This window comes from Micromonospora sp. NPDC049836 (assembly GCF_044465125.1).
Classification (GTDB): Bacteria; Actinomycetota; Actinomycetes; order Mycobacteriales; family Micromonosporaceae; genus Micromonospora.
The window spans coordinates 817771-842402 of record NZ_JBITLH010000002.1; the positions used below are offsets into that span (position 1 = coordinate 817771).

Below are 24632 nucleotides of genomic sequence, written 5' to 3' on the forward strand. Positions count from 1 at the left end.
GCGTCCGAGGTCGGGCCGCCCGTAGCGTCACGAGGCAGCCGAGTTGTGCCGTCCTATTACGGAGGTCATGGTGCCATCGATACCAGCGCGCCACGACGGCGGCCGGATCGCCGTGTTGGCCAGCCGGGTCGGCGCGGACGAGAAGCGGCTGTTCGAGGCGCTCGATCGGCGTGGTGTCGACTTCGACCAGGTCGACACGCGCCGGTGTTGGTTCGCCGCCGGGCAGCGCGACCTGCCCTGGCGGCTCGTGCTGAACCGGGAGATCGGCCAGGTCCGGGCCGAGTACGCGGCCCGCTGCCTCGCCGCTGCCGGCGTCGACGTGGTCAACAGCGCCGACGCGACCGCGGTGTGCGGGGACAAGTGGCGGACCACCATGGCGTTGCAGGCGGCCGGGCTGCCGGTGCCCCGCACCGCGCTCGGCCTCACCCCCGAAGCCGCGCTCGACGCGTTGGACGCCATCGGCTATCCCGCGCTGCTCAAGCCGCTGGTGGGGTCGTGGGGCCGGCTCGTGGTCCGGCTACCCGACCGCACGGCCGCGGAGGGCGTGTTCGAGTACGTCGCCGCGCTGCCCGGCCCCCAGTCGCACCTCGGGTACGTGCAGGAGCTGGTCGACAAGCCCGACCGGGACATCCGGACGGTCATGGTCGGCGAGGAACTGCTGGGCGCCGTCTACCGGGTCGGCGAGGTGTGGCGGACCAACGTGGCCCTCGGCGGGCGGACCCGGCCGTGCGAGCCGACACCCGAGATCATCAAGCTGTCGACCGACGCCGCCGCCGCGGTCGGCGCCGACATCGCCGGCGTCGACCTGATCGAGGACAGCGACGGCCGGCTGCTGGTCCTGGAGGTCAACCACCGGGTCGAGTTCTCCGGCTTCCAGGCCGCGCTGGGCGACCGCGTCGACGTCGCGGACCGCATCGTGGCACACCTATTGGAGCGAGGGCGCCGATGAACTTCGCATTCACCTCATCCGGCGCGGTCACCGAGACGTACGCCGTGGGCCTGCTGCGCGGGATGCTGGAGGTCCCGTCCCCCTCCTACCAGGAGCGCGCGCTGGCCGATTACCTGGCCGACGCCATGGCGATCCTGGGTTTCCGGTCGCACATCGACACGGTCGGCAACGTCATCGGCGTGATCGAACGGGGCGACGGGCCGACCCTGATGCTGCTGGGGCACCTGGACACCATCCCGGGCGAGATCCCGGTTCACTGTGAGGACGGCAAGCTCTACGGCCGGGGCGCGGTCGACGCGAAGGGGCCCCTCGCGGCAATGATCTGCGCCGCGGCCAGCGCGGTGGACTTCCCCGGCCGGCTCGTGGTGGTCGGCGCCGTGGAGGAGGAGACCCCCTGCTCGCGCGGGGCGATGGCGATCCGGGTCACCCACGACCAGCCGGACGCGTTGATCGTCGGCGAACCCAGCGGCTGGTCGAGCGTGGTGCTCGGCTACAAGGGCAAGCTCGACCTGCGCTTCACGGTCAGGCTTCCGTCCACCCACCCGAGCAATCCGGCGCCGAAGGCCTCCGACCTGGCGGTCGCCTGCTGGACCGCGCTGGTCGACCTGCTCGGGCCGGACGCGAGCCTCGGCGCGTTCGACCGGCCGGGCGCGACGCTGTGCCAGCTCAACGCGGACCTGACCACGGCGACCGTCGACCTCAGCATCCGCACCCCACCGGGCCACGACGGCGAGGCGCTGGTCCGCGACCTGCGTGACCGCCTGCCGGCCGGCGATATCGAGGTGCTGAACTCGGTCGCGGCCTGCCGTACGGGCCGGTCCACGCCGGTGGCGCGGGCGCTGATGGCCGGCATCCGCCGGCTGCACGGCCAGCCGCGGTTCGTGGTGAAGACCGCCACCTCGGACATGAACACCCTCGCCGAGGTCTGGGACATCCCGATGGCCACGTACGGCCCCGGTGACAGCCGGCTCGACCACGCCGACACCGAGCACATCGTGTTGTCGGATTACCTGCGTGGCATCGACGTGCTGTCCATCGCCATCTCGGAGCTGGCGCACCTGTCCGTCCGGTCGGGCGGCGATCAACCGGTTCCCGAGAAGACTCTCCAATGATCGATGCGACCAACCCGAAGGGGAGCTTCGCGTGAGCTCAGACGTGAGATCAGTGCCGGGAAGTGTCGCCGGCGACAAGAAGCAGTCGCTCGCCGCGATGTTGGCCAACGCGCGTGCGAGGGTCACCGACGGGCCGCGGCCACGACAGGATCGCGACAACGTGCCGCTGTCCTATTCGCAGAACACGTTGTGGTTCGTGGACCAGCTGCAACCGGGGGAAACGACCTACAACGTCGCGTTCGCGTTCCGGCTCGACGGCGAGCTGAACGCCGACGCCCTCGCCGCGGCGCTCGCCAGCATCGTCGCGCGCCACGAGGCGCTCCGGACCTACGTCCTGGTCGAGAACGACCAGTACTTCCAGGGGATCGTCGAGGACCCCGAGGTCGTCGTGGAGCGGTCACCCGCGGACTCGGAGGCGGAGGCGAGCCGGATCCTGGCCGAACTCGCCGAGACCCGGTTCACGCTGACGACGTTTCCGCTGTGGAAATTCGACCTGGTCACCGTCCACCGTGACCTGCACTTCCTCAGCGTGGTCTTCCATCACATCATCTTCGACGGCGTGTCCTCGGCGATCTTCTTCGACGAACTGGTGCGGGAGTACAACGCCCGGCGGGTCGGCGTGGTGCCGGAGATCGAACCGCCGGCCGTCCAGTTCGCCGACTTCAGCGCCTGGCAGCGCAAGCGCCTGCAGGCCGGGGCGTGGCAGGCCAGCGTCGACTACTGGACGGAAACCCTGCGCGACGTCGAGGTCATGGACATTCCCGGTGACCGTCCGCTGCCACCCGAGGCGACCTACGCCGGCAGCTCGGAGACGAGCGAATGGAAGGGGGTCGCGGCCGACGTCAAGCGCCTCGCCCTGGCCTTGTCGACCACGCCGGCCACGGTGTACGCGACGGCCATGGCCTGCGTGTACCACCGGTACTCCGGATCCGAGGACGTCATCTTCGGGATGCCCAACGCGAACCGCGGCGAGATCGAGACCGAGCGGACCATCGGCTTCTTCATCAACATGCTGCCGCTCCGTTGCCCGGTCGCACCGGACGAGACGTTCCAGGAATGCCTGGCCGGGGTCCAGCAGCGGCTGCGCGGCGCCCAGGCGCACGGCTACCTTCCGCTCGAGGAGATCATCGCGCACACGAACGTCCAGCGGGACTCCTCACGGTCGACGCTGCTGCAGTACACGCTGACGATCAACGAGTGGAGCGACCAGCTCCAGCTCCTCGACGGCGTCACGCTGACCGGCATCCTGCCCAGGACGACCCGCGCGAAGTTCTTCCAGCAGTGGACCCTCAACCAGGCCGACGAGGACCTGGAGGTCAACACCGTATACAACACCGACATCTTCGACCTGGCGACGATCCAGAGCATGCAGCGGGTGTTCGTCGGGTTCCTGCGCCGGGCGCTGGCCTCGCCGGACGTCGGCATGCAGCGGCTGTGGGACGCCGACGAGGAGTCCCGGCAGCTACAGGCCCGCCTGGGCGTCGGCACCCGGACGCCGGTGCCCACCGGCAACGTCTTCGCGCACTTCCGCGACGTCGCCGACGAGCACGAGCACCGCGTGGCGGTCAGCACGCCCACCGCGCGGCTGACCTACGGACAGCTCCTGCGCCGGGTCGACCTGCTGCGCGCCCACCTGAGCGCGGCCGGGGTCGGCGCCGGCAGCCGGGTGGGCGTCGCGCTCGAACCGTCGCCCGACTTCCCGGCGACCGTGCTGGCCCTCATGTCGCTGGGCGCGGTCTACGTCCCGATCGACGCGATGAACCCGCGCGGCCGCATCGAGGCGATCATCGACAACGCCGATCTGTTGTCCGTGATCTGCGACGCGACCACGGCCGGGATCTCACCGGAGCTGGAGTGGCGGTTGCCGGCCGACGCCGAGCCCCCGGCCGACCGGCCGGAGGTGGCCCGCGGCGAGGACGCGGTCGCCTACCTGATGTACACCTCGGGCAGCACCGGGACGCCCAAGGGCGTGCTCATCAGCCACGACAACATCCTCGGCTTCATCCGCAACGTGCGGACGCTGTTCGAGCTCTCGCCCTCAGACCGGGTGCTCGGCTACGCGTCCTGCGGATTCGACGTCTCGATCTTCGAGATGTTCGGTGCGTTGCTGAGCGGCGCGTCGCTTCACCTCGTGCCGTCCGGTCAGCGGCTGAGCATGCCGGATGTCCAGCGGCTCCTGGAGGAGCGCCGGATCACCGTGACGGACCTGCCGCCGTCGGTGATGAAGCTGCTCGATCCGGCACCGCTGCACGACCTGCGCATCGTGTTCGTCGGCGGCGAGGCGTTCTCCCACGAGCTCGTCCGGGCGTGGGGCAAGGGCCGCCGCATCTTCAACGGATACGGCGTGACCGAGTGCACCGTCACCAGCATCGTGAAGGAGCTGCGGGAGCCGCTGTCGCCGGCCGCCCTGCCCATGGGCGGACCGATGGACAACCACACGGCGTACGTGCTGGACGACCACCACCGGCCGGTACCCCAGGGGGTCATCGGGCAGCTCGCGCTCGGCGGCGTCGGACTGACGTCGGGCTACTGGCGCCGGGACGAGGACAACCGGGAGAAGTTCATCGCGGACCCGATCGGTCCCGATCCGACGGCCCGGGTCTACCTGTCCGGCGACCTGGCGCGGCTCAACGGCAGCGGCGACCTCGTGTACGTCGGGCGGCGCGACCGACAGGTGAAGATCAACGGCGTGCGGATCGAGATCGGCGAGATCGAGAGCGCGATCCGCGCGGCCGACGGGATCAAGAACGTGTACGTACAGGTCCGGCCGGACGGGGAGCAGAAGCGGGTCGTGGCGTACTGCGCGACCGGGGCGGGCGGCACCGTCTCCGAGGCGGTGCTGCGGGAGCACTGCCGCAAGCGCCTCGTGTCCACGATGCGACCCCACACCTTCGTGATCATGGACGAGCTGCCAATCAACGCGAGCGGGAAGATCGACGAGCGGGCGCTGCCCGCCGCCGGCCCTGACGCCGTCGTCGAGTCCACGCCCGTGGAGCAGCTCAGTGACATCGAACGCGTCATGCTCACCGAGGCGTTCGGGCCGATCCTGGGCCGCGTCGACTTCTCCAAGACCGCCAGCTTCTTCGACCTGGGCGGGACGAGCCTCCAGGCCGTCCAGCTGATGTCCAAGATCAAGAAGTTGTTCGCCACGACGATCTCCCTGGTCGTGTTCTTCAACGACTCCAGCGTGCAGAGCATGGCCCTGGAGGTCGAGCGGGCCCGGCTGGCCAGCATGTCGGCCGAGGAACTCGAACAGGCCATCGAGCAGATGAGCGAAGAAGACGTGGCCCGACTCCTGGCCAGCGAGTAGGCCGACATGGATGACGGCAAGCGCCTCAGCACCTACCTCAGTGCACGGTCGACGGCGACCCGCGTACCGGGCCTCGTCGCGATGAACCAGCCGGACCAGGCCGAGCGGACCCTCCTGTTCGCGCATCCGGTCGGCGGCAGCCTCCTCGCGCTCCAGCCGCTGGTGCGCAGACTCCCCGACTACCGGTGCGTCGGGCTGGAGGCCTCGCTGGACGTCCTCCTGGACGGGGAGCCGGCCCCGTCGATGCAGGAACTCGCGCGGCGGTACGTGGCGGGCTTCGGCGATCGGTGTCCCGACGTCGACGTGGTGTGCGGCTGGTCGTTCGGCGGCGGCCTCGCCTGGGAGATCGCCTGCCTGCTGGCCCGGCAGGGAGTCCGCCCGAAGGTGGTCCTGATCGACTCGACATGGCGGTTCCGCGAATACCAGGAGCCCCTGCCGGGCGAGCGGCTACAGGGGTTCGTCGGCGACGCACTGAGGTCGGGCGGACAGGACGGCGAGTGGCTGGCCGACTCGCCGGCGGCGGCCGCCGACGCCCTGGGCATGGACATGGAGACGTTCTCGGAACGCTTCGAGATCTTCGTGCACAATTCCCGCCTCATCGGCACCTGGTGGCCCACGCCCGGCGATCTCGACATCGTCTCGATCCGCGCCACGGCGTCCTCCAAGTCGGACTGGGGCGCGATGACCTCGGGCGAGGTCGAGGTGCAGGACCTGCCCGGCGGGCATTACGACCTGCTCAACAACCCGGAGAACCTGACCGCCATCGAAAAGATCATCCGGCACGCTCTGCCGGCCGCGGACACCATCGCGGACACGGGCACGGGCACGGACACGGACGACGGGAACGCCGCGCCCGACCTGTTCGCGTCGCTGACCGAGCTGATCGGCACGGCCCGGTGGCGCGACCTCGTGATCCGGTCCCGGCGGATGGACGGGCAGGCCATCGCCGAGGCGTACCGGGAACTCGGCCGACGTGGCCTGCTCACCCCGGACTGGCCGCGCGGGTTCGGCGGCTCGGGGACGCCGACGTGGGTGAGCGTCGAGCTGTTCGAGCGGTTCATCGCGACCGGCCTGCCCGACCTCGTGTACGCGCTCACCGTGCAGATCGTGGGCTACTTCGTGCTGAAGTCCGGCTCCGACCGGCTCAAACGCGAACTGCTCCCGCGCATCAGCCGGGGTGAGGAGTTCGCCACCGTGCTCTACAGCGAACCGGGCGCGGGCAGCGACCTCGCCGCGCTCCGGACGCGGGCCGAGCGCCGCGGCGATCGGTACGTCATCAACGGCGTCAAGGTGTTCAGCATCTACAGCGACATCTCGGGTTCCGCACTGGTTGCCGCACGCACCGGCACGGACGGCAACAAGTACGACGGCATCACCCTCTTCGTCGTCGACCTGGCCGCACCCGGCGTGACCGTCGAACTCGTCGAAACGATCCAGCCCGAGCGCATGTGCCGGGTGACGCTCCGCGACGTCGAGGTCGAGAGCTGGCGCCGGATCGGTGCGGACGGCCGCGGGTGGGGGCTGCTCGACGGCGCCCTGGCCATCGAACGCACCGGCATCGACCACGTCGTCCGGGCGGCCCGATGGCTGACCGCGCTCCGCGCGGCGACCGGCCGACCCGACGACCTCCAGCTGCTCGAAGGGCAGGTCGAGTGCGCCACGACGGTGGCCCGCGCGGCGACCGAGGTGTTCCTGCGCCCCGATGCCGCGGCGACCGACACCGCCGTGGCCAAGCTGTACACGAGCGAGACCTGCCAGCAGGTCGGGCACGAGGTGCTGCGCCGCTGGCGGACGCTGGCGGACCGGACCGACCTCGACGATCTCGTCCGCGAGGAGCTGTACTCCGCGCTCACCGAGTCGCCCGGGCTCACGCTGTCGGCCGGCTCGTCGGAGATCATGCTGTCCACCATCAAGGTGGACCTCGGCGAGGAGTACTCCCGCCGCTGTCGGGAGATTCCCCTCCGTTTCGGGCCGGAGCTGGTCGACACGCTGGTGGAGGTCCTCGAACCGGTCGGCGCCGGCGTCCGGGCGCAGCCCTTGTTCGCCTACTCGCCGAACCGCCGCAGGGCGCTGGCGGACACCCTGGCCGAGCTGGGGTTCGACCGCGTGGAGCGCGCCGAGGACGAGGGCGGTCTCGGGCTCGGTCTCACCGCCGGGTGCGCGATCAGCCTGAGCCTCGGGTATCTCGGCTACGAGAACGCCTACCGACCTGGTCCCACCGGATCGCCCGAAGACCGCGTACGCCACGCGGCGTACGTGTTGGGCCTCGGCGTCGGGCTGTTCCGCACGGCCTGGGAGTACGCGTCCGGCCGCGAACAGTTCGGTCGGCGCCTCGTCGACCTCGACGCGTTGATGTTCCCACTCGTGCGCTGCTACGCCGAGATGCACGCGGTGGGCACGCGCCTGTACGAGATCGCGAACACCGCGGCGCAGCTGGACGAGAGCGCGCTGCGGCGCTTCGAGCTGGTCCAGCAGGACGCGATGGTCCGCGTCGTACGCGCCTCGATGCAGGTCATGGGTGCCCGGGGCATCACGGCCTGGTCGGTCGCGTCGCGCTTCTACCTGCGGTGCGCGGAGAACATCGGACTACTCGACCCACTGCCAGGCAAGGAGACGTGCTGATGCGAGTCGATCTCGGCGCTCCCGGATCGTCGGACCTCTACGACGAGTCGCGGTATTCGGACCAGGGCATGCACGCGGTGTGGCGGGAGATGCGCGCACTCGGTGGACTCCACCACCAGGTCACCCCCGATGGTCAGGAGTTCTTCGCGGCGGTGCGCCACGCCGACGTCCGGGAGGTGCTGAGCAACCACACGGCCTTCTCCTCGGCGTACAGCACGATGCTCAGCGTGCGCGGCGACGGGGACGTCGCGGCCGGGGCGGCGATCCACCTCACCGACCCGCCGGTCCACCCCGAACTCAAACGCATCTTCACTCCGCTGATGACGGTGCCGGCGACGCAGCGGCTCGCGCGGCGGATCGAAGAACGCATGCGAGAGTTGTTCGACACCATCCGCGGCCGTGAGTCGTTCGACTTCTGTGCGGACATGGTCACCCTGCCGATGACGGTCACCGGCGCGCTGATGGGCATCCCCACGAGTGAGTGGCCGGTCACCGGCCGGGCGACCGTGCGCGCGATGGGCGCAACGGACGCCGCCGAGTCGGAGTACCAGCGCCGTCTCGACCTCTTCGAGGCCCACACGACGATCATGACGGTGCTCGGGGACGTCCTGGAGGACACCCCGCCGGATGACACGGTGATCGGCCGGTGTCCACGGACCACCGCCGTGGTCGACGACTCCGGCCGGGACGTCGCGTTGCTGAACGCCTACGCGTTCCTGATGGGGGCGAATCCGACCATTCCCCAGACGATCAATCAGATGTTGATCCTGCTGGCCGACGATGACGACCTGTGGTCGTGGTTCACCCGCCAGGAACGCACGGAACAGCGGTTCGTCGACGAGGCCCTGCGGTGGGCGAGCCCCATCAACCACGTGCTGCGGCGTACGACCGCCGACCTGACACTCGCCGGAACCGAGGTCCCGGCCGGGTCGTTGGTCAGCGCATGGCTCGCCTCGGCGAATCGCGACGAAGAGGTGTTCCCGGAGCCGTTCCGGTTCGTCCCCGACCGTTCCCCGAACCAGCACACCGCGTTCGGATTCGGTGTTCACCGGTGCATCGGCCAGCATGTGGCCATCGCTGGGATGAAAACGTTCTTCGATCTCTGGCGCGAGAGCGTCCGATCCGTTTCCCTTGCTGGTGAGCCCAGGCATCTCGTGTCGAACTTCCTGAACGGCGTCGTGAGCCTGCCGCTCTCGGTCAACTGGAAATAGGCGGCACCCACGCCGCGGAGAGAAGGACGTGTGAGTGACCTGATGGCAACCGTGGTCGGCCCGGACGACTGGCCGAGGGTGGAGCGGTTCTTCGGCCCGAAAGGGCTCACCGAACACTGCTTCTGCCAGTACTTCCGGCTGGAGCGGAAGGACTACGCCGCATGTCGTTCCGCAGCGCGACGGGACCGCCTCGCCGAGCTGATCACCACCGGCGAGCGGGTCGGAATCCTCGGTTCGATCGACGAGGTGCCGGTGGGTTGGATCGGGGTCGGTCCCCGCCTGGGCTTCCCGCGGCTGCGCACCTCCCGCGCCGCGAAGCTGCTTCCCGGGGACGACCCGGCGCGCATCTGGTCCATCGTCTGCGTCTACCTCGCCCGCGAGCAGCGGCACCAGGGCCTGCTCCGGGTGCTGATCAACCGGGCCGTGCAATGGGCCCGGGACGAGAAGGCCGACCTGATCGAGGCCTATCCCGAGGACGACCGGGACCCGGCGACCCGAATCGACCCCCGCAGCTTCCGCGGCCGGGTCACCACGTTCGAGGCCTGCGGATTCGCTGTCGTCGAGCCCCGGTTGCAACACCGGGCGCTGATCCGCAAAGACCTTCGATAACCTGTTGAGGAGTGCACATGGGCCTGGGGCGTAGTTTCAACCGCCTGTGGTTGTCGCAGGGCTTGTCCAACACGGCAGACGGCCTGGTGTCGGCGGCCATACCGTTGCTCGCCGTGGCGATCACCCGGGACCCGCTGCTGATCGGCGGGATGACCGTGGCGAACTTCCTACCGTGGCTGCTGTTCACCCTGCCGTCCGGTGAGCTCGCCGACCGCATCGACCGGCGCCTCATCATGGTCGTCGGCAACGTGTTCCGCGCGGTCGCGTTCGGCCTGCTCGTCCTGGCGCTGCTCGCCCACCTGCACAGCATCGTCATCCTCTACCTGGCGGTGTTCCTCGCCGGCTCGGCCGAGACGATGGTCGACAACGCGGCGCTGACGGTTCCGCCGCGCCTGGTCGAACGCAAGGACCTCGAGCGGGCGAACGGACGCCTGTTCGCCGTGCAGTCGGCCATCAACACGTTCGTCGGTCCGCCGGTGGGCGCCGCGCTGTTCGCGGTGTCGGCGTGGCTGGTCTTCACCACCGGCGCCGGGCTGTTCGCGATCGCCGCGCTGGCCCTGATCACACTGCCCCGGCTGCTGCCGACGGCCAGTGAGGTCAACAACTCCCGGCCCACGCCCGGGTCCATCGCGCGCAACATCCGGGCCGGCTGGTCCTACTTCTGGAACCACAAGCTGCTGCGTCGGGTGGCGTTCATCTCCGCCTCGATCAACGGTTTCGGAGCCGCCACCGGCGGTCTGATCGTGCTCGTGGCCACCGGGCCGCTCGGCGTCACGCCGGCGTGGTGGGGCGTCTTCATCGCGGTACCGGCGGTGGGCTCCATCGCCGGCTCGCTGATCGCGTCGAAGCTGGTCCGGGTGATCGGCGGTGGGCCGGTGACCTGGCTCGCGGCCCTGGTGCCCGCGGCCACCTACGCCGCGTTCGGCCTCAGCACCAGTGTCGTCCTCGTCGAGATCTTCCTGTTCTGCAGCGCGGTGGCGACCGCGATGAACCAGATCGTCGTCAGTACGCTGCGGCAGGCCTCGGTGCCCGACGAACTGCTGGGCCGGGTCACCGCCGCCTATCGCCTGATCGTGCTCGGCGTCGTACCGCTGGGTGCGTTGCTGGGCGGGGTGCTGGCCCACTACCGGGGAACCTCGGCCACGTTCATCGGCGCCAGCATCGGGTTGACGCTCGCCGCGCTCGTGTTCGCCTCGCGGGTGACCACGCGGGGCCTCCGCGAGGCCGAGCAGGCCGGCCACCCGGGGACGAGCGCGCAGTCGCCCGGACCCGACCGGAGCGATGCCGACTCGGGCGAGCTGGCGGACACCGAGGTCGTCACCCAGCAGAACTGACAGCGATGCGCGGACGAAGCTGACCCCGAACGGTTTCGGGGTCAGCTTTGCGCGTGGCCGGGGGCACGTGGTGCCTTCGCCGATTCGAGAACGGGTCCGGATGGCGGCCGGCCGGGGAGTCCCCGGCCGGTGTCTGCGCAGCCCACCGGTGCGGGTCGGGTCGGGCCTCCGCCCGTAGGTCGGAACCGCCCGCCATCTGTGGCAAGACTTCGGCCATACGAACATTCACGTCGGGAAGCATGTGTGATTCGCTGTCCGGAAGGCGCCGGACATCGACGTTCGCGCACGCAGGCGATCGCGTGGATCATTCACTCCGAGCGTTCTACAGCATCGGATATGGGAGGCCGCGATGCCATGGACTTGGCGCTGCAGTTGCTAGAGCAACTATGCCTGGACCTACGGCAACTCCGACTCCAAGCGGGCGGCCCCAGCCTGCGTGACCTGGCCGACCTCGTGGGCATCAGCAAGAGCCAGCTGGGTTCGATCCTGTCCGGGCAGGTTCGCCGGCTGCCCGACTGGGACGTGGTCAAGGGGCTGGTGGAGGCGGTCCGCAAGTACAGCGCCGACCGCGGGCGGCTGGGCCAGCTGTCGTTGACCACCGGCGTCGACGAGTTCTGGCGGCCCCGTTACGCGGCGGTCGAACACGCGTTCAGCTACCGGCAGATCCACCGCTCCGAGACACTGCGGATCCCCGAACCGGCTCCGCCCGAGCCGCACCCGCCGGCCGTACCGCACCAGCTGCCGCCCGCCGTGTCCCACATCAGCGGCCGATCGGCCGAGCTGGCCGCGTTGGACGCGGTGATCGCACCCGACGCACCGGCCGGCTGCGCGGTGATCGCGGTCATCGGTGGCATGGCCGGCGTGGGAAAGACGGCGTTGGCCGTGCACTGGGCCCACCAGGTCGCCGGTCGCTTCCCCGACGGACAGCTGTACGTCAACCTCCGCGGGTGTGATCCGGACGGGCCACCGATGCCTCCCGACGCGGTCGTGCGGGACTTCCTGACCGCCCTCGGCGTACCGGCCGGACAGATTCCCGCGACCACCGCGGCGCGCATCGCCCTCTACCGTTCCCTGCTCTACAACCGCCGGGTGCTGCTGGTGCTGGACAACGCGCACACGGTCGAGCAGGTGCGGCCCCTCCTGCCGGCGAGCTCGGGCTGCCTGGTCCTGGTGACCAGCCGGAGCCGGATGGCTGGTCTGATCGCCGCCGACGGCGCCCGCTCGGTGATGCTCGACGTACTGGCCGTCGACGCGGCCGGGGACCTGCTGGCACGCCGCCTGGGGGCACACCGGGTAGCCGCCGAGCCGCACGCGGTCCGCGACGTCGTCGAGCGGTGTGGCGGGCTGCCGCTGGCGCTGGTCCTCGTCGCCGCCCGGGCGCTGGCCCACCCCGGCGTGGCCCTGGACACGCTGGCTGTCCGGCTGTTCGACCGCGGCCGCGAACCGAACGCGCTCGGCGGCGATCCGGCCACCGAGCTCGAGACCGCGTTCTCCTGGTCGTACCGCCGGCTCAGCCCGCCGGCCGCCCGGCTGTTCCGGCTGCTGAGCCTGCACCCGGGGCGGGACGTCCGCGCGGCCGCGGCCGCCAGTCTGGCCGCCCTCCCGCCGGCCGAGGCGATCCTCCGGCTGTCCGAACTCAGCGGGGCGGCCCTGGTCACCGAGCGGAGGCCGGGCTGGTACGCGCTTCACGGCCTGGTCGGCGCCTACGCCGGCGACCTCGCCGCGCAGACCGATCCCGAAGACGCCCGGCACGCCGCGACGGTCCGGCTGCTCGACCATTACGTGCACAGCGCGCGGGCTGCCGCGGCTGTCCTGGATCCCGGCGGCGACGATCCGGACCCGGTGCCGCTCGCCCCGCCGGCCGCCGGCGTCATCCCCGAGCCGCCGCACACCGACCGGTCGCCCGCGACGGCGTGGTTCGACGAGCGGCGACCCGTGCTCCAGAGCGTGCTGCATCACGCGATCGGCGCCGGGTTCGCCGCCCACGCCTGGCACCTGGCCTGGAGCCTGGACACGTACCTGGCGCACGGCGGCCACCGGCCCGACCGGGTGGACGTCTGGCAGGTCGCGCTGCGCGCCGCGGATCGACTCGACGACCCGGACGCCCGGGCGGTGGCCCGCCGCCGGTTGGCCGACGCCTCGATCCGGCTCGACCGGACAGTGGAGGTCCTCGCCCACAACGAGCGCGCCCTCGCGCCCCACCCGCGTCGCGGCGGCGCCCGGCGCACCGCCTTCGACGGCGAGGTCAGCTCGCCCGCTTCTCCAGGTCGGGATCGTGCCCAGCCGATTGGATGAGCCCGGACCGGTAGGCCAGCGACACGAGCTGCGCGCGGTCGCGGACGCCGAGCTTGGTACGCACCCGGTAAAGGTGCGTACGCACGGTGGCGACGCCGATGATCAGCTCACGGGCGACGTCCTCGGTCGACATGCCCCGGGCCACCATCTGGGTCACCTCCCGCTCGCGCGGGGTCAGGTCGGTCACCTCCGGATACTGCGTCGAGGCCGTGCTTTCCGGTTGCTCGCGGAACCAGGTGACCAGGCGCTGCGCGACGTTCGGGGCGAGCATGGCCCGACCCGCGGCCGCCGCCCGGATCGCGGCGACCAGTTCCTGCGGGCTCGCGTCCTTGCCGAGCAGGCAGCTCGCGCCCGCGTGCAGTACGTCGCTGACGGTCTTGTCGGCGTCGGACGCGGTGAACACGACGATGTTGGGCGGCGGGTCTTCCTTGCCGAGCCGGCGGATCATCTCGAGGCCGGAGATGATCCGCAGGTTCAGGTCGGTGACCACGACATCGGGCCGCGCGGTACGCACCAGCATGATCGCCTCCATGCCGTTGTCGGTCGTCCCGATCACGTCGATGTCGGGCACGGCGTCGAGTAGCGTCCGCATGCCGTCCCGGACGACCGGCAGTTCATCGCAGATGAGTGCGCGGATGGTCATCGCGTCCCGCCTCGGGACGGGTCACCGGAGGCCCGGTCGACGAAGGCCGCGACACCGGCCACGGTCGGACGGTCGAATAGATCGAGGAGCGTCATATCCACGTGGAAGTCCGTCCGCACCAGCGCGACCAGTCGCGCGGCGAGCAGGGAATGGCCGCCGAGGGCGAAGAAGTTGTCGTCGACGCCGACCCGTTCCCGGCCGAGCAGATCCATGAACAGGGCGGCCACCCCCTGTTCGGTCGGCCCGCGGGGTGCGCTCGGGTCATCGACGCCCTCGCCAGCCGGAAGATCCGCCGTGTTCGTTCGCTGCCACACATCAGCCATCTGTCCGTTGTTCTGCTCGCCGGTATTGGTGGGCTATCCAACAGATATCGGCAGTGGAGAATGCGTGCCCGGCCCGCCCTCCCGGATTGGTGGATCTCGGGTGTTTCGCCCGGTTGCCCGGTCGACGGGGAGTCCGCCGCCGGTCGCTGATACACCGGGTCACCGCCGCAACGGGCGCCGGTGATCGCCAGACGATAGGCGATCGATACCGTCCCCGGGTTGCCTGGTGCGCTGGGGAGACAGTGAAGGGGTGGGCGGTGGAGTTGACGACGTGGCGGCAGCTGTGCGATCGGGGACGTGACCTGGTCCTGTGCCTGGACTTCCCGGGCGGGCGGGCCGCCGCCGGCTTCGCCGACCTGGCCGCCGGGGCCCCCGTCGAGCTGTGCTTCCTCCACATCGCCTGGTCGGGCCTGCACGCGGATTCGCGACTGGACGCGCACATCGCGCAGTGGGTGGGCGAGGCGCTCGCGAGCCGTCGCCCGGTGCGGGCCGTACTGGGCTTCTGCGCCGGGACGGCCCTGGCGACACGTGTCGCGGACGCGGTCAGCGCGACGGCCGGCGCGACACCACCCGCGGTCCTGCTGTTCGACGCGGCGGCGGTGCCGGACGCTGCGCTCCGCGACCAGTTCGTGTCGGCGGTCCAGGCCTCCGCGCCCTACCTGGCCGATGGCGAGCTGGACGACGCCCGGCAGTGGTCGCGGGAACTGCTCGCCACCGGCCGGGACGACCTGCCGCGGGTCGCCACGGCGTTGGTCGACCGGTACGACCAGCTCATGTCGGGCATCGCCGACCGGCTGTCCCTGGGTGAGGTCCTCCGCCGGGAGCTCACCGACGGATTCGCCGCGTACATGGCCTACCTGCTCCTGGCCGCCCAGGGCGGACTGGATCTGCGGGCAGGGACTCCGATGTTCCTGTCCTCGCGGGACCACAGGCCGCCGGTGGATACGGCGCGCGGCATGTCGTTCGGGGTCGACCGCGAGCGGCTGCTGGGCGACGCCGACGTGTGGCGGGTCGTCGCGGGCGTGCTGGACGAAGCGCGGCCGTAGTCCGGATCCGGGCCGCGCCGCTCCGCCAGTCGCAAGCCGGACGGTTGCCGACCGGGCTCCCCCGATTCCCCGTTCCGGCCTCGCCGCATTCCGCAGCTCGCCGCATATCCGCGCGAAAAGCGCGCCTCGCCGTGGGATTCCGGACGCGTCCATGGCTGTCCGCAAGATTTGCTGGACACGCGCGTACGACCTGCGCGTACGGTCCAGCCGTCCACAGCCTGTCCGGAATCAATCAGCATCGATCTAGCGGTGCGCAACAATTCCCACACACGGCGTGCGGTCCGAGGTATCGCCAGTACGAGGATTGTCCAGCGCGGTATCACCAATTTTGTCACAACCACGCCGAAGCCACCCTATATCGGGGAGGGAGCAGATCTGTGTGGTTTCGCGTTCTCGGTCCATTGGAGGCCGTCGGCACGACCGGTCACCTGTCGTTCCCACCTCGGCAGCAGACCGTTCTCGCCATGCTGTTACTCGAACCCAACCGGGTGGTGACCGTCGACCGCCTCGTCGACGCGGTCTGGGACAACACGCCGCCACCGACCGCGAAGGAGCAGGTACGGATCTGCGTCTCGGCCATCCGGCGCGCCCTGACCGCCAGCGGCCGGCCCGACGCGATCGTGACCCGCCCGTCGGGCTACTCCATCCAGTGCAGCGACCACGAACTGGATCTGCTGAAGTTCAACGATCTCGTCGCGCACGGCCGGCGACTGCTGGGTCAGGGCCGGCCGCACGACGCGGCCGACATGCTCCGCGACGCCCTGCGGCTGTGGCGGGGCGCTGTCCCGCTGGCCGGCGTACGCAGCCAACTCGTCCAGTCGATCGGCACCCAGCTGGCCGAACGGCGACTGGCCGTGATCGAGGAGTACGTCGACGTACGGCTGCGGCTCGGCCAGCACCACGAGTTGACCGGCGGGCTGGCCGAGCTGGTCACGGCGAACCCGTTCCGTGAGCGGCTGCGGGCGCGGCTGATGATCGCGCTGTACCGGGGTGGCCGGCAGGCCGAGGCGCTGCACACCTACCGGGTCGGCCGGGAGTTGTTCGTGGAGCAGCTCGGCCTGGAGCCCGGGGCCGAGCTGCGCCGGTTGGAGCGGGCGATTCTCGCCGGCGAGGTGGCCGACCTGCTGGAGCCGGAGGAGACGTCCCGTCCGGTACCGGTGCGGGCAGCCGTGCCCCGCCTGCTACCCGCCGACATCGGCGACTTCACCGGCCGGCGGGACCTGATCGGACGGGTGTGCACGGCGCTGCGTGAACCGCGCGACGCCGGGTCCCGCGCGATAGCCATCGTGGTTGTCGCCGGCCGGCCCTGGTTGGGCAAGACCACCCTGGCCGTGCACATCGCCCACGCCCTCGACGGGGAGTATCCGGACGGCCAGCTGTTCGCCCGGCTCGGCGGTGCCGCCCGCCCGGCCGACGCCGGTGCGGTGCTGGCCCGTTTCCTCGGCGCGCTCGGCGTGCCCGGCCGCGCCGTACCCGACAGCCTGGAGGAGCGGACGGACATGTACCGCAACCTGCTCAGCGGCCGCCGGGTTCTCGTGGTCCTCGACGACGCGGCCGGCGGGCAGCAGGTGGCGCCGCTGCTGCCCGGCGGCCCGACGTGCTCGGTGATCGTGACCAGCCGGACCCGGCTGCCCGCGCTCGGCGGCGCGACCACGCTGAGCATCGGCCCGCTGGATGCCCAGGAATCGGTCGACCTGCTCACCAAGGCGGTCGGCCAGGAGCGGGTCGACACCGAGGCGGCCGACATCGCCCTGCTGGCCGACCTGTGCGCCGGCGAGCCGTTGGCGCTACGGCTGGCCGCCGGGCGGCTGAAGAGCCAACCGCACTGGCCGGTACGCGGCCTGATCGTCCGCTTGTACGACGACCGCCGCCGGCTGGCCGAACTGTCCTACGGCGGCCTGGACCTCGTGGCGATGGTCAACGAGATCTGGCAGGGGCTCAGCCCGCTGGCCCGGCGCCTGCTGCGGCGGGTGAGCCGGCTCGACGACCCACGCTTCCAGGGCTGGATGTGCGCGCCGCTGCTGGACGTCGCCGAGCAGGACGCGCAGGACGCGCTCACCGAACTGCTGGACGCCGGGCTCCTGGACATCGAGCGGCAGGACGGCCAGGTCGTGTTTCAGCTGCGGGGCCTGCTGCGGGCGTTCGCCCGGCAGCTGGTGGCCGAGGAGTCGTCCTTCGACGACGACACCGGCCGCGCGGCGGAGCGGCCCGACGAGAGCCGCGACGACATCCGCCGGGACCGCGCCCGCCTCGGCTCGTCCACCTCGAAGACGCCGCCCGAGCCGGCGTGACCGCGCCTGGATCAGCATCCGCCCGACCACGACCCCGGCGTGGTCATCGCGATCGACAAGCCGATCCGGCGACGCCGCGTTCTGAGCGGCGTGATCAACGAGTATCACCGGGCCCCGAGGTGCTGCCCGCGCCAGGCGGAGCGTGGAACTCCGCCACGCGCGTCTACCTCCAGCTGAGCGCCGCGTACCAGTCCACAGCAGAGCAGGCAGAACGATGTGGTTACCGGGTCCGACGCATGGATGCCGATCACCTGGCGATGGTCACGCAGCCCGCGATGGTCACGGATCTACTTCTGTCGGCATTGCGGGCATAACCAGCGAACAGAACGATCAGCCACGACAACCACCCCCGATTGAGCCAGGCTCGGTCGGGGGCGTCGCTGAGATGAGATTTGCGTGGTCGAGCGTGCTTGACCACCAGTACGCGAAACACAGCATGGATGCTGCAATCTGGTGCCCGATGATCGGACACGAACCTAGCCGGCCGCGACCTCACCCAGGCACGGGTGTGACGCTCGAGGCAGGCCCGGTTGCGGGGTCGGTGACAGCGGCTCCGGCAACAGCGACCGCGAGCAGCAGCACGATCCAGAGCGGGACGGCGCCGACGTCGCGCCGTTCGGGTCAGGTGGAGCCGCGGACGACCAGCGTCGTCGGCAACACGGTCGGCTTGGGCGGGTCGTCGCCGCCGTGCAGCATGGCGACCAGCGCCTCGGCGGCGGCCGTGCCGAAGCCGGGCTTGTTCTGGGCGACGGTGCTGAGCCCGGGCGGGATCAACGCGGCCACCTCGATGTCGTCGAAGCCGACAATCGCAATGTCGTCGGGGATCCGTAGGCCGGCCGCCTGGGCCGCCCGCATCGCGCCGACAGCCATCTCGTCACCGGCGACGAACACTGCGGTAGGGCGGTCGTCGAGGGCGAGCAGCCGGTTCATCGCGGCGTGACCGCCGTCGAGATAGAAGTCTCCCTCGATGACGTGGCTGTCGGCGAGCGGCAGGCCGGCCCCGGCCAGCGCGGCCCGGAAGCCGACGAGCCGTTCGGCTCCCGGCCAGGTTCGCAGCGGGCCGGTGATGGTGGCGATGCGCCGGTGGCCGCGTTCGACGAGGTGGCGCACGGCGAGCGCCGCGCCGCCGGCATTGTCCGAGGTGATGTAGGTCGACGTCGGGCCGTCGACCCGCAGGTCGAGAGCGACGCACGGCACCTGGGCTTCGACGAGGGCGAGCACGGCTGGGTCCCGGGTGCCGTTGTCGATGATGACGGCGCCGTCGAGGTTGTGCTGGCGGACGGCGCGCACGTATCGCTGCCCGTCGTCAGGCCCCGCCGCGTCGTGGCCGGCGAGCATGAGCAGGTTCAGCCCGTGCGCGCTCAGCGCCGTCTTGAGCGCGACGAGGATCTCCTGCAGGAATGGGTGGCGCCATCCGGGGCGGCGATGGTCGGTGTCCCATACCAGGCCCACCATGTTGGATTTCTTCGTGGCGAGCGTCCGGGCCGACCCGTTCGGCAGGTAGCCGATCTCGGCGGCCAGGTCGAGGATGCGCTGGCGGGTGTGCTGGCTGACGACCTCGGGGGTGTTGAAGACGCGGGACACGGTGGCGACGGACACGCCGGAGCGGCGCGCCAACTCCCTGATAGTGGTCAATGTGGTGCCTTTTCTGTAACCGGTTTCACGACCGTAGCGCCAGCGATGTCTGCCGGTCAAGCGGCATCGACCGTTACCGTTTCGTAACTTGACATGCCCTGGCCGGATCCGTCCACACTGCCCAGGAAAGGCGCTCACCGGCGGTCACCCGCGACTCGGCCGGCATCCGATCTTTACCCATCTCCACCCGCCCCCACCACCATCGCTTCGCTGACCATGTAACCGGTTTCAAGTAACCGGTTACATGACCGCACGAAAGGGCTCCCTGGCATGCACCCAAACCGACTGTTGCGACTGGCGGCGGCCGCCTTGGCCGCCGGAGTACTGCTGACCGCGTGTGGCACCGGCACTGACGGAGGCTCCGGCAGCGGCAACGAAAAGATCACCCTGAACGTCAACCTGTTCGGCAACTTCGGGTACCAGGACCTGTACGCCGAGTACCAGAAGTCGCACCCGAACATCACGATCCAGGAGCACACGGCCGCCTACAACGACCATCATCGCGACCTGATCACCCACCTGGCCACCGGCTCCGGCGCGGGCGACATCGAGGGCGTCGACACGGGCTTCATCGCGCAGATGCGCGAGCGGGGCAACCTCTTCGTCGACCTGGGCAAGGACCGCCAGTCCGAGTACCTCGACTGGAAGTGGGCGGCGTCGCTGGCCAAGGACGGCAAGCAGATCGGGTACGGCACCGACGTCGGCGGCCTGGCCATCTGCTATCGGCGTGACCTGTTCGAGAAGGCTGGCATGCCGTTCGACCGCGACCGGGTGTCGGCCGCCTGGGGCAGCGGCTGGGACAAGTACATCGAGTTCGGCAAGCGGTACGCGGCGAAGGCCCCGGCCGGCAGCGCCTTCTTCGATGGCGGCGGCCAACTGTTCAACGCCATCATCGGCCAGGCTCCGGTCGGGTACTACAACGAGGACAACGCCATCGTCGTGGGCAGCAACCCCGATGTCCGCAAGGCCTGGGACCTGACGGTGCAGGCGATCCAGAGCAACCTGTCGGCCAAGCTGATCGGCAGCTCGCAGGAGTGGAACAACGGCTTCGCGAAGGACCAGTTCGCCACCATCGCGTGCCCGGCCTGGATGATGGCCAAGATCAAGGACCAGGCGAAGCACGCCGCCGGCAAGTGGGACGTGGCGAGCGTCCCGGGCGGCGGCGGCAACTGGGGCGGCTCGTACCTCACCGTTCCCAAGCAGGGCAAGCACATCGAGGAGGCCAAGAGGCTCGCGGCGTGGCTGACCGCCCCGGAGCAGCAGGCCAAGGTGTTCACCGCGCGGGGCAACCTGCCGTCCATCCCGGCGCTGTACGACAAGCCCGACATTGCCCAGTACAAGGACGCCTTCTTCAACAACGCCCCGGTGGGCCAGCTCTTCACCACCGCGGCGAAGCAACTCAAGCCCCAGTACCAGGGCCCGCGAGCTGGGGACGTGCAGACCACCATCCGCGACGCCCTCGTCCGCATCGAACAGGGCAAGCAAGGCTCCGACGAGTCCTGGAAGCAGATGGTCAGCGACGTCGAGCGCCTCGCCAAGTAACTCGACCCGCGCCGCCGGCGGTCGCCCCTGACCGCCGGCGGCCCCCGGCGACGAAGGATCGACGATGGCCACCTACCTCCACCAGGCCCGGCGGGCCGGCCTGAGCCGGCTCGACACCAAGGGCTCGCCCTACCTCTACATCCTGCCGTTCTTCCTGCTGTTCGGCGCGTTCGGGCTGTTCCCGCTGCTGTACACGGCGTACGTCTCGTTCAATGACTGGGACCTGCTCGACTCCGGGTCGCACCGCTGGGTCGGCCTCGCGAACTACCGCGAGATGCTGCAGGACGCGTACTTCTGGAACGCCCTGGGCAACACACTCAGCATCTGGTTGTTGTCCACCGTGCCGCAACTGCTCGCCGCGCTCTGGATCGCCCACCTGCTCAACCACCGGCTGCGGGCCCGCACCGCGCTACGGATGGGCGTGCTGCTGCCCAACGTCACCTCGATCGTGGCGGTGACGATCGTCTTCACCCAGCTGTTCGGCCGCGACTTCGGCATGGTCAACTGGGCGCTCGGCCTCGTCGGCATCGGCCCGATCGACTGGCAGGCCAACACCTGGAGCTCCCACCTGGCCATCTCGTTCATCGTCGCCTGGCGGTGGACCGGCTACAACGCCCTCATCTACCTCGCCTCGATGCAGGCGATCCCGCACCACCTGTACGAGGCCGCCGACCTCGACGGCGCGTCGCAGGGTCAGCAGTTCAGGCGGATCACCGTCCCGATGCTGCGGCCGACGATCATCTTCACCACGGTGATCTCGACGATCGGCGGCCTGCAGATCATGGCCGAACCCCTGCTGTTCGCCAGCTCCCAGACGCCCACCGGCGGCTCCGACCGGCAGTTCCAGACCGTCGCCCTGTTCATGTACGAGCAGGGGTTCCGGGAGTTCCGCTTCGGCTACGCCTCGGCGGTCGCCTGGACGCTCTGTCTGGTCATCGCCATCTTCGCGATCATCAACTTCCTGCTCACCCGGCGCATCGCCAAGGACGAGGACTGAGGAGAACGCCGTGACCACCCTCGCGGACCCCATACAGACCGGCACCACACCCCCGCCGCCGCAACGCCGGTCCCACCGGCGTCGGAGCTTCGGGTACCCACGCAAGGGCTCGGTCTGGAGCTACGGCGCCCTGCTGGCGGTCGTGGCCGGGTCGGTCTTCCCGCTCTACTGGTCCGTCGTCGTGTCCTCGCAGACCAGCGACGCCGTCACGAAGGTGCCGCCGGCCCTGGTGCCCGGCGGGCACCTCTTCGACAACATCGCGCGCGTGTTCGACACGACCGACTTCGGCCGGGCCCTGGTGAACTCCTTCATCGTCAGCGGCTCGGTCACCGTCTCCGTGGTGTTCTTCTCGACCCTGGCCGGGTTCGCCTTCGCCAAACTGCGGTTCCGGGGCCGAAAGGCGCTGCTCGTCGTGGCCATCGCGACCTCGATGGTGCCGCACCAGCTCGGCATCATCCCGCTGTACATCCTGATGGCCGACCTCGGCTGGACCGGGCACCTCGCCGCCGTGATCGTGCCCGGGCTGGTGACCGCGTTCGGCGTCTTCTTCATGACCCAGTACCTCGGCCGCGCCGTGCCCGACGAACTGCTGGAGGCCGGCCGCGTCGACGGGTCCAGCACGTTCGGCCTGTACTGGCACATCGTCCTGCCGGCGGCCCGCCCCGCCGCGGCGGTGCTCGGGCTGTTCACCTTCATGCAGGCGTGGAACGACTTCTTCTGGCCGCTGGTCGTGCTGCAGAACAACGCGACCGTGCAGGTGGCGCTCTCCGCACTGGCCAGCGGCTACACCACCGACTACACCCTGACGCTGACCGGCACGTTGCTCGCCACGCTGCCGATCCTCGTCGTCTTCATGTTCCTCGGCCGGCAGCTCGTCGACGGCATCATGCAGGGGGCGGTGAAGGGGTGACCACCACGTCCGATGGCGCCGCCGCGGCCGCAACCCGGCCGGACCTGCCCGAGCTGCCGGACCTGCCGGCCGGGTTCAGCTGGGGCGCGGCCACCGCGGCGTACCAGATCGAGGGGGCGGTCGACGAGGACGGCCGCGGGCCGTCGATCTGGGACACCTTCTGCCGCCGCCCCGGTGCCGTCGACGACGGCACCTCCGGCTCGGTCGCCTGTGACAGCTACCACCGCTGGCGCGACGACGTGGACCTGCTGGCCGGCCTCGGCGTGGACGCCTACCGTTTCTCGGTCGCCTGGCCACGGGTCATGCCGGCCGGGCGGGGCGCGGTGAACCGGCGGGGCCTCGACTACTACGACCGGCTCGTCGACGCGCTGTGCGGGCACGGCATCCGGCCGTTCGTCACGCTGTACCACTGGGATCTGCCCCAGGCGCTCGAGGACGAGGGTGGCTGGCGGGTACGGGACACCGCCGAGTGGTTCGCCGAGTACGCCGCCACGGTGGCGGGCGTCCTCGGTGACCGGGTCCAGGACTGGATCACGCTGAACGAGCCGTACTGCTCGTCGATGGTCGGCTACGCGGAGGGCCGGCACGCTCCCGGCACCGCCGAAGGGCACGGTGCCCTGGCCGCCGCCCACCACCTGCTGCTCGGGCACGGCAGGGCGGTCGCCGCCGTCCGGTCCGCCGCCGGTCCGCGGTCGCGCGTCGGCATCACGCTCAACCTCTCCCCCGCCGTGCCGGCCAGCGATACCGAGGCCGACCGGGCGGCGGCGGATCGGCAGGACCTCATGCTCAACCGGCAGTTCACGGATCCGGTGCTGGGCGGCGCGTACCCGTCCGGGTTCGAGCGGCTCTACGCCGGGGTGAGCGATCTGTCGTTTCGCCGGGACGGTGACCTGGCGGTGATCTCGACACCGCTGGACTTCCTCGGTGTCAACTACTACTACCGGGTGCACGTCGCCGACGCCCCGTACGAGCAGCCCGACCCGGCGCTGCGCAGCGCGGTCGACATCGGGGTCCGGCAGCTACGGCCGGACGGGTTGCCCACCACCGACCTGGGCTGGCCGGTGGAGCCGCAAGGGCTGTTCGACACCCTGACCGGGCTCGCGGACCGTTACCCGGGCCTGCCTGCCGTGTACGTGACGGAGAACGGCTGCGCCGACCTGCGGGACGGACCCGAGCCGGACCCGGAACGGATCTCGTTCGTGGCCGCACACCTGGCGGCGGCGGCCCGTGCGGCCGCCGCCGACGACCGGCTCGATCTGCGGGGGTACTTCTACTGGTCGCTCATCGACAACTTCGAGTGGGCCCGCGGGTACGGGCCCCGCTTCGGTCTGGCCCACGTCGACTACGGCACCGGAGCCCGTACGCCCAAGGCCAGCTACCACTGGCTGCGTGACCGGTTGCGGGCGTGGCGGGAACGCACCTCCACCTGAAGCGTCGCCCGCGGCTCGTGGCCGGCAACGGTATGCGCGGTCACCCGGTAAGGCCCGCCGATAATGACCTCGGCGATCTTGTGCGGGTCGGCCGACCCCATCAGCTCGTCCCAGTGCTGCCACGAGACCCGGGCGTCACCCGACTCCACACCCTCGGCCCTCTATGGTGGTGTCCTGGCGGGTCGGTGATCGTCGCCGGTGAGGCGGCCTCAGTCACGGGAGCCTTTCGGTGGCGGACCTTCGGTGCCGTGTCCGCTGCGCTCCGATGGATCGCTTCTTGATGCCGATGCGATCGGGCCGCCAGAGGGCTGGGGACAGTGGGCCCAGGCGGACCGACCCGGTGGCGCCTGGTGGCAACGCTGGCGCGGACTCC

Annotated in this window: 17 protein-coding genes; 14 read left to right on the forward strand and 3 right to left on the reverse strand. The window is 70.4% G+C overall.

The genetic code is table 11. The features are described from left to right. The first annotated feature begins 70 nt into the window (after positions 1 to 70). The 8 genes from ACIBPB_RS07510 (at position 71) to ACIBPB_RS07545 (ending at position 13442) form a co-directional block, all read left to right on the forward strand. On the forward strand, positions 71 to 949 hold the full coding sequence (locus tag ACIBPB_RS07510; protein ID WP_396838737.1) for a RimK family alpha-L-glutamate ligase: 879 nt from the start codon (positions 71 to 73) through the stop codon (positions 947 to 949). Further along, positions 946 to 2061 carry a M20/M25/M40 family metallo-hydrolase gene (locus ACIBPB_RS07515; protein ID WP_396838738.1) on the forward strand — a complete coding sequence of 372 codons (1116 nt, stop codon included), beginning with the start codon at positions 946 to 948 and terminating at the stop codon, positions 2059 to 2061. The genes ACIBPB_RS07510 and ACIBPB_RS07515 overlap by 4 nt, the downstream gene beginning before the upstream one ends. A gap of 31 nt (positions 2062 to 2092) precedes the next feature. Further along, positions 2093 to 5371 carry an amino acid adenylation domain-containing protein gene (locus ACIBPB_RS07520; RefSeq protein ID WP_396838739.1) on the forward strand — a complete coding sequence of 1093 codons (3279 nt, stop codon included), beginning with the start codon at positions 2093 to 2095 and terminating at the stop codon, positions 5369 to 5371. A gap of 6 nt (positions 5372 to 5377) precedes the next feature. Next, positions 5378 to 7993 (forward strand): acyl-CoA dehydrogenase family protein, encoded by a 2616-nt coding sequence (locus ACIBPB_RS07525; RefSeq protein WP_396838740.1) that lies wholly within the window; start codon positions 5378 to 5380, stop codon positions 7991 to 7993. Then, the gene (locus ACIBPB_RS07530; protein WP_396838742.1) at positions 7993 to 9204 is read left to right on the forward strand and encodes a cytochrome P450; all 1212 of its coding nucleotides are present in this window, start codon (positions 7993 to 7995) and stop codon (positions 9202 to 9204) included. The genes ACIBPB_RS07525 and ACIBPB_RS07530 overlap by 1 nt, the downstream gene beginning before the upstream one ends. Before the next feature lie 30 nt (positions 9205 to 9234). Then, a complete protein-coding gene (locus ACIBPB_RS07535; RefSeq protein ID WP_357312061.1) occupies positions 9235 to 9813 on the forward strand; it encodes a GNAT family N-acetyltransferase in 579 nt (192 codons plus the stop codon). A gap of 17 nt (positions 9814 to 9830) precedes the next feature. Further along, positions 9831 to 11147, forward strand: a complete 1317-nt coding sequence (locus ACIBPB_RS07540; protein ID WP_396838743.1) for an MFS transporter — start codon at positions 9831 to 9833, stop codon at positions 11145 to 11147. A 354-nt stretch (positions 11148 to 11501) separates the two neighbouring features. Then, positions 11502 to 13442 carry an NB-ARC domain-containing protein gene (locus ACIBPB_RS07545; RefSeq protein WP_396838744.1) on the forward strand — a complete coding sequence of 647 codons (1941 nt, stop codon included), beginning with the start codon at positions 11502 to 11504 and terminating at the stop codon, positions 13440 to 13442. Here the strand turns inward: ACIBPB_RS07545 and ACIBPB_RS07550 are convergent. Together ACIBPB_RS07550 and ACIBPB_RS07555 are read right to left on the reverse strand one after the other, a co-directional pair. Then, positions 13393 to 14085, reverse strand: coding sequence for a response regulator transcription factor (locus tag ACIBPB_RS07550; protein WP_357312047.1), 693 nt, complete (start codon positions 14083 to 14085; stop codon positions 13393 to 13395). The genes ACIBPB_RS07545 and ACIBPB_RS07550 overlap by 50 nt on opposite strands. Further along, positions 14082 to 14312 carry a phosphopantetheine-binding protein gene (locus tag ACIBPB_RS07555; protein ID WP_396838745.1) on the reverse strand — a complete coding sequence of 77 codons (231 nt, stop codon included), beginning with the start codon at positions 14310 to 14312 and terminating at the stop codon, positions 14082 to 14084. The genes ACIBPB_RS07550 and ACIBPB_RS07555 overlap by 4 nt, the downstream gene beginning before the upstream one ends. Before the next feature lie 353 nt (positions 14313 to 14665). Between ACIBPB_RS07555 and ACIBPB_RS07560 the strand changes: the two genes are divergently transcribed. Continuing rightward, positions 14666 to 15454 carry a hypothetical protein gene (locus ACIBPB_RS07560; protein WP_396838746.1) on the forward strand — a complete coding sequence of 263 codons (789 nt, stop codon included), beginning with the start codon at positions 14666 to 14668 and terminating at the stop codon, positions 15452 to 15454. Between the two features lie 377 nt (positions 15455 to 15831). After that, positions 15832 to 17745 carry a BTAD domain-containing putative transcriptional regulator gene (locus ACIBPB_RS07565; protein ID WP_396838747.1) on the forward strand — a complete coding sequence of 638 codons (1914 nt, stop codon included), beginning with the start codon at positions 15832 to 15834 and terminating at the stop codon, positions 17743 to 17745. Positions 17746 to 18366: 621 nt separating this feature from the next. Here ACIBPB_RS07565 and ACIBPB_RS07570 read toward each other — a convergent pair. Beyond that, positions 18367 to 19518 carry a LacI family DNA-binding transcriptional regulator gene (locus ACIBPB_RS07570; protein WP_396838748.1) on the reverse strand — a complete coding sequence of 384 codons (1152 nt, stop codon included), beginning with the start codon at positions 19516 to 19518 and terminating at the stop codon, positions 18367 to 18369. 171 nt (positions 19519 to 19689) lie between these two features. On the opposite strand from ACIBPB_RS07570, the gene ACIBPB_RS07575 reads away from it, so the two are divergent. From ACIBPB_RS07575 to ACIBPB_RS07590, 4 genes are all read left to right on the forward strand, one after another. Then, a complete protein-coding gene (locus ACIBPB_RS07575) occupies positions 19690 to 20922 on the forward strand; it encodes an extracellular solute-binding protein (protein ID WP_396838749.1) in 1233 nt (410 codons plus the stop codon). A gap of 64 nt (positions 20923 to 20986) precedes the next feature. Continuing rightward, the gene (locus ACIBPB_RS07580) at positions 20987 to 21919 is read left to right on the forward strand and encodes a carbohydrate ABC transporter permease (protein WP_396838750.1); all 933 of its coding nucleotides are present in this window, start codon (positions 20987 to 20989) and stop codon (positions 21917 to 21919) included. A gap of 10 nt (positions 21920 to 21929) precedes the next feature. After that, on the forward strand, positions 21930 to 22829 hold the full coding sequence (locus ACIBPB_RS07585; protein ID WP_396838751.1) for a carbohydrate ABC transporter permease: 900 nt from the start codon (positions 21930 to 21932) through the stop codon (positions 22827 to 22829). After that, the gene (locus tag ACIBPB_RS07590; protein WP_396838753.1) at positions 22826 to 24259 is read left to right on the forward strand and encodes a GH1 family beta-glucosidase; all 1434 of its coding nucleotides are present in this window, start codon (positions 22826 to 22828) and stop codon (positions 24257 to 24259) included. Before ACIBPB_RS07585 ends, ACIBPB_RS07590 begins: the two co-directional genes overlap by 4 nt. Positions 24260 to 24632: the final 373 nt, after the last annotated feature.

Excerpts from the sequence above, each read along its gene's own strand:
- ACIBPB_RS07550 (WP_357312047.1), bottom strand. The coding sequence starts at position 14,085 with ATGACCATCCGCGCACTCATCTGCGATGAACTGCCGGTCGTCCGGGAC.
- ACIBPB_RS07515 (WP_396838738.1), top strand. The coding sequence starts at position 946 with ATGAACTTCGCATTCACCTCATCCGGCGCGGTCACCGAGACGTACGCC.
- ACIBPB_RS07525 (WP_396838740.1), top strand. The coding sequence starts at position 5,378 with ATGGATGACGGCAAGCGCCTCAGCACCTACCTCAGTGCACGGTCGACG.
- ACIBPB_RS07540 (WP_396838743.1), top strand. The coding sequence starts at position 9,831 with ATGGGCCTGGGGCGTAGTTTCAACCGCCTGTGGTTGTCGCAGGGCTTG.
- ACIBPB_RS07530 (WP_396838742.1), top strand. The coding sequence starts at position 7,993 with ATGCGAGTCGATCTCGGCGCTCCCGGATCGTCGGACCTCTACGACGAG.
- ACIBPB_RS07580 (WP_396838750.1), top strand. The coding sequence starts at position 20,987 with ATGGCCACCTACCTCCACCAGGCCCGGCGGGCCGGCCTGAGCCGGCTC.
- ACIBPB_RS07545 (WP_396838744.1), top strand. The coding sequence starts at position 11,502 with ATGGACTTGGCGCTGCAGTTGCTAGAGCAACTATGCCTGGACCTACGG.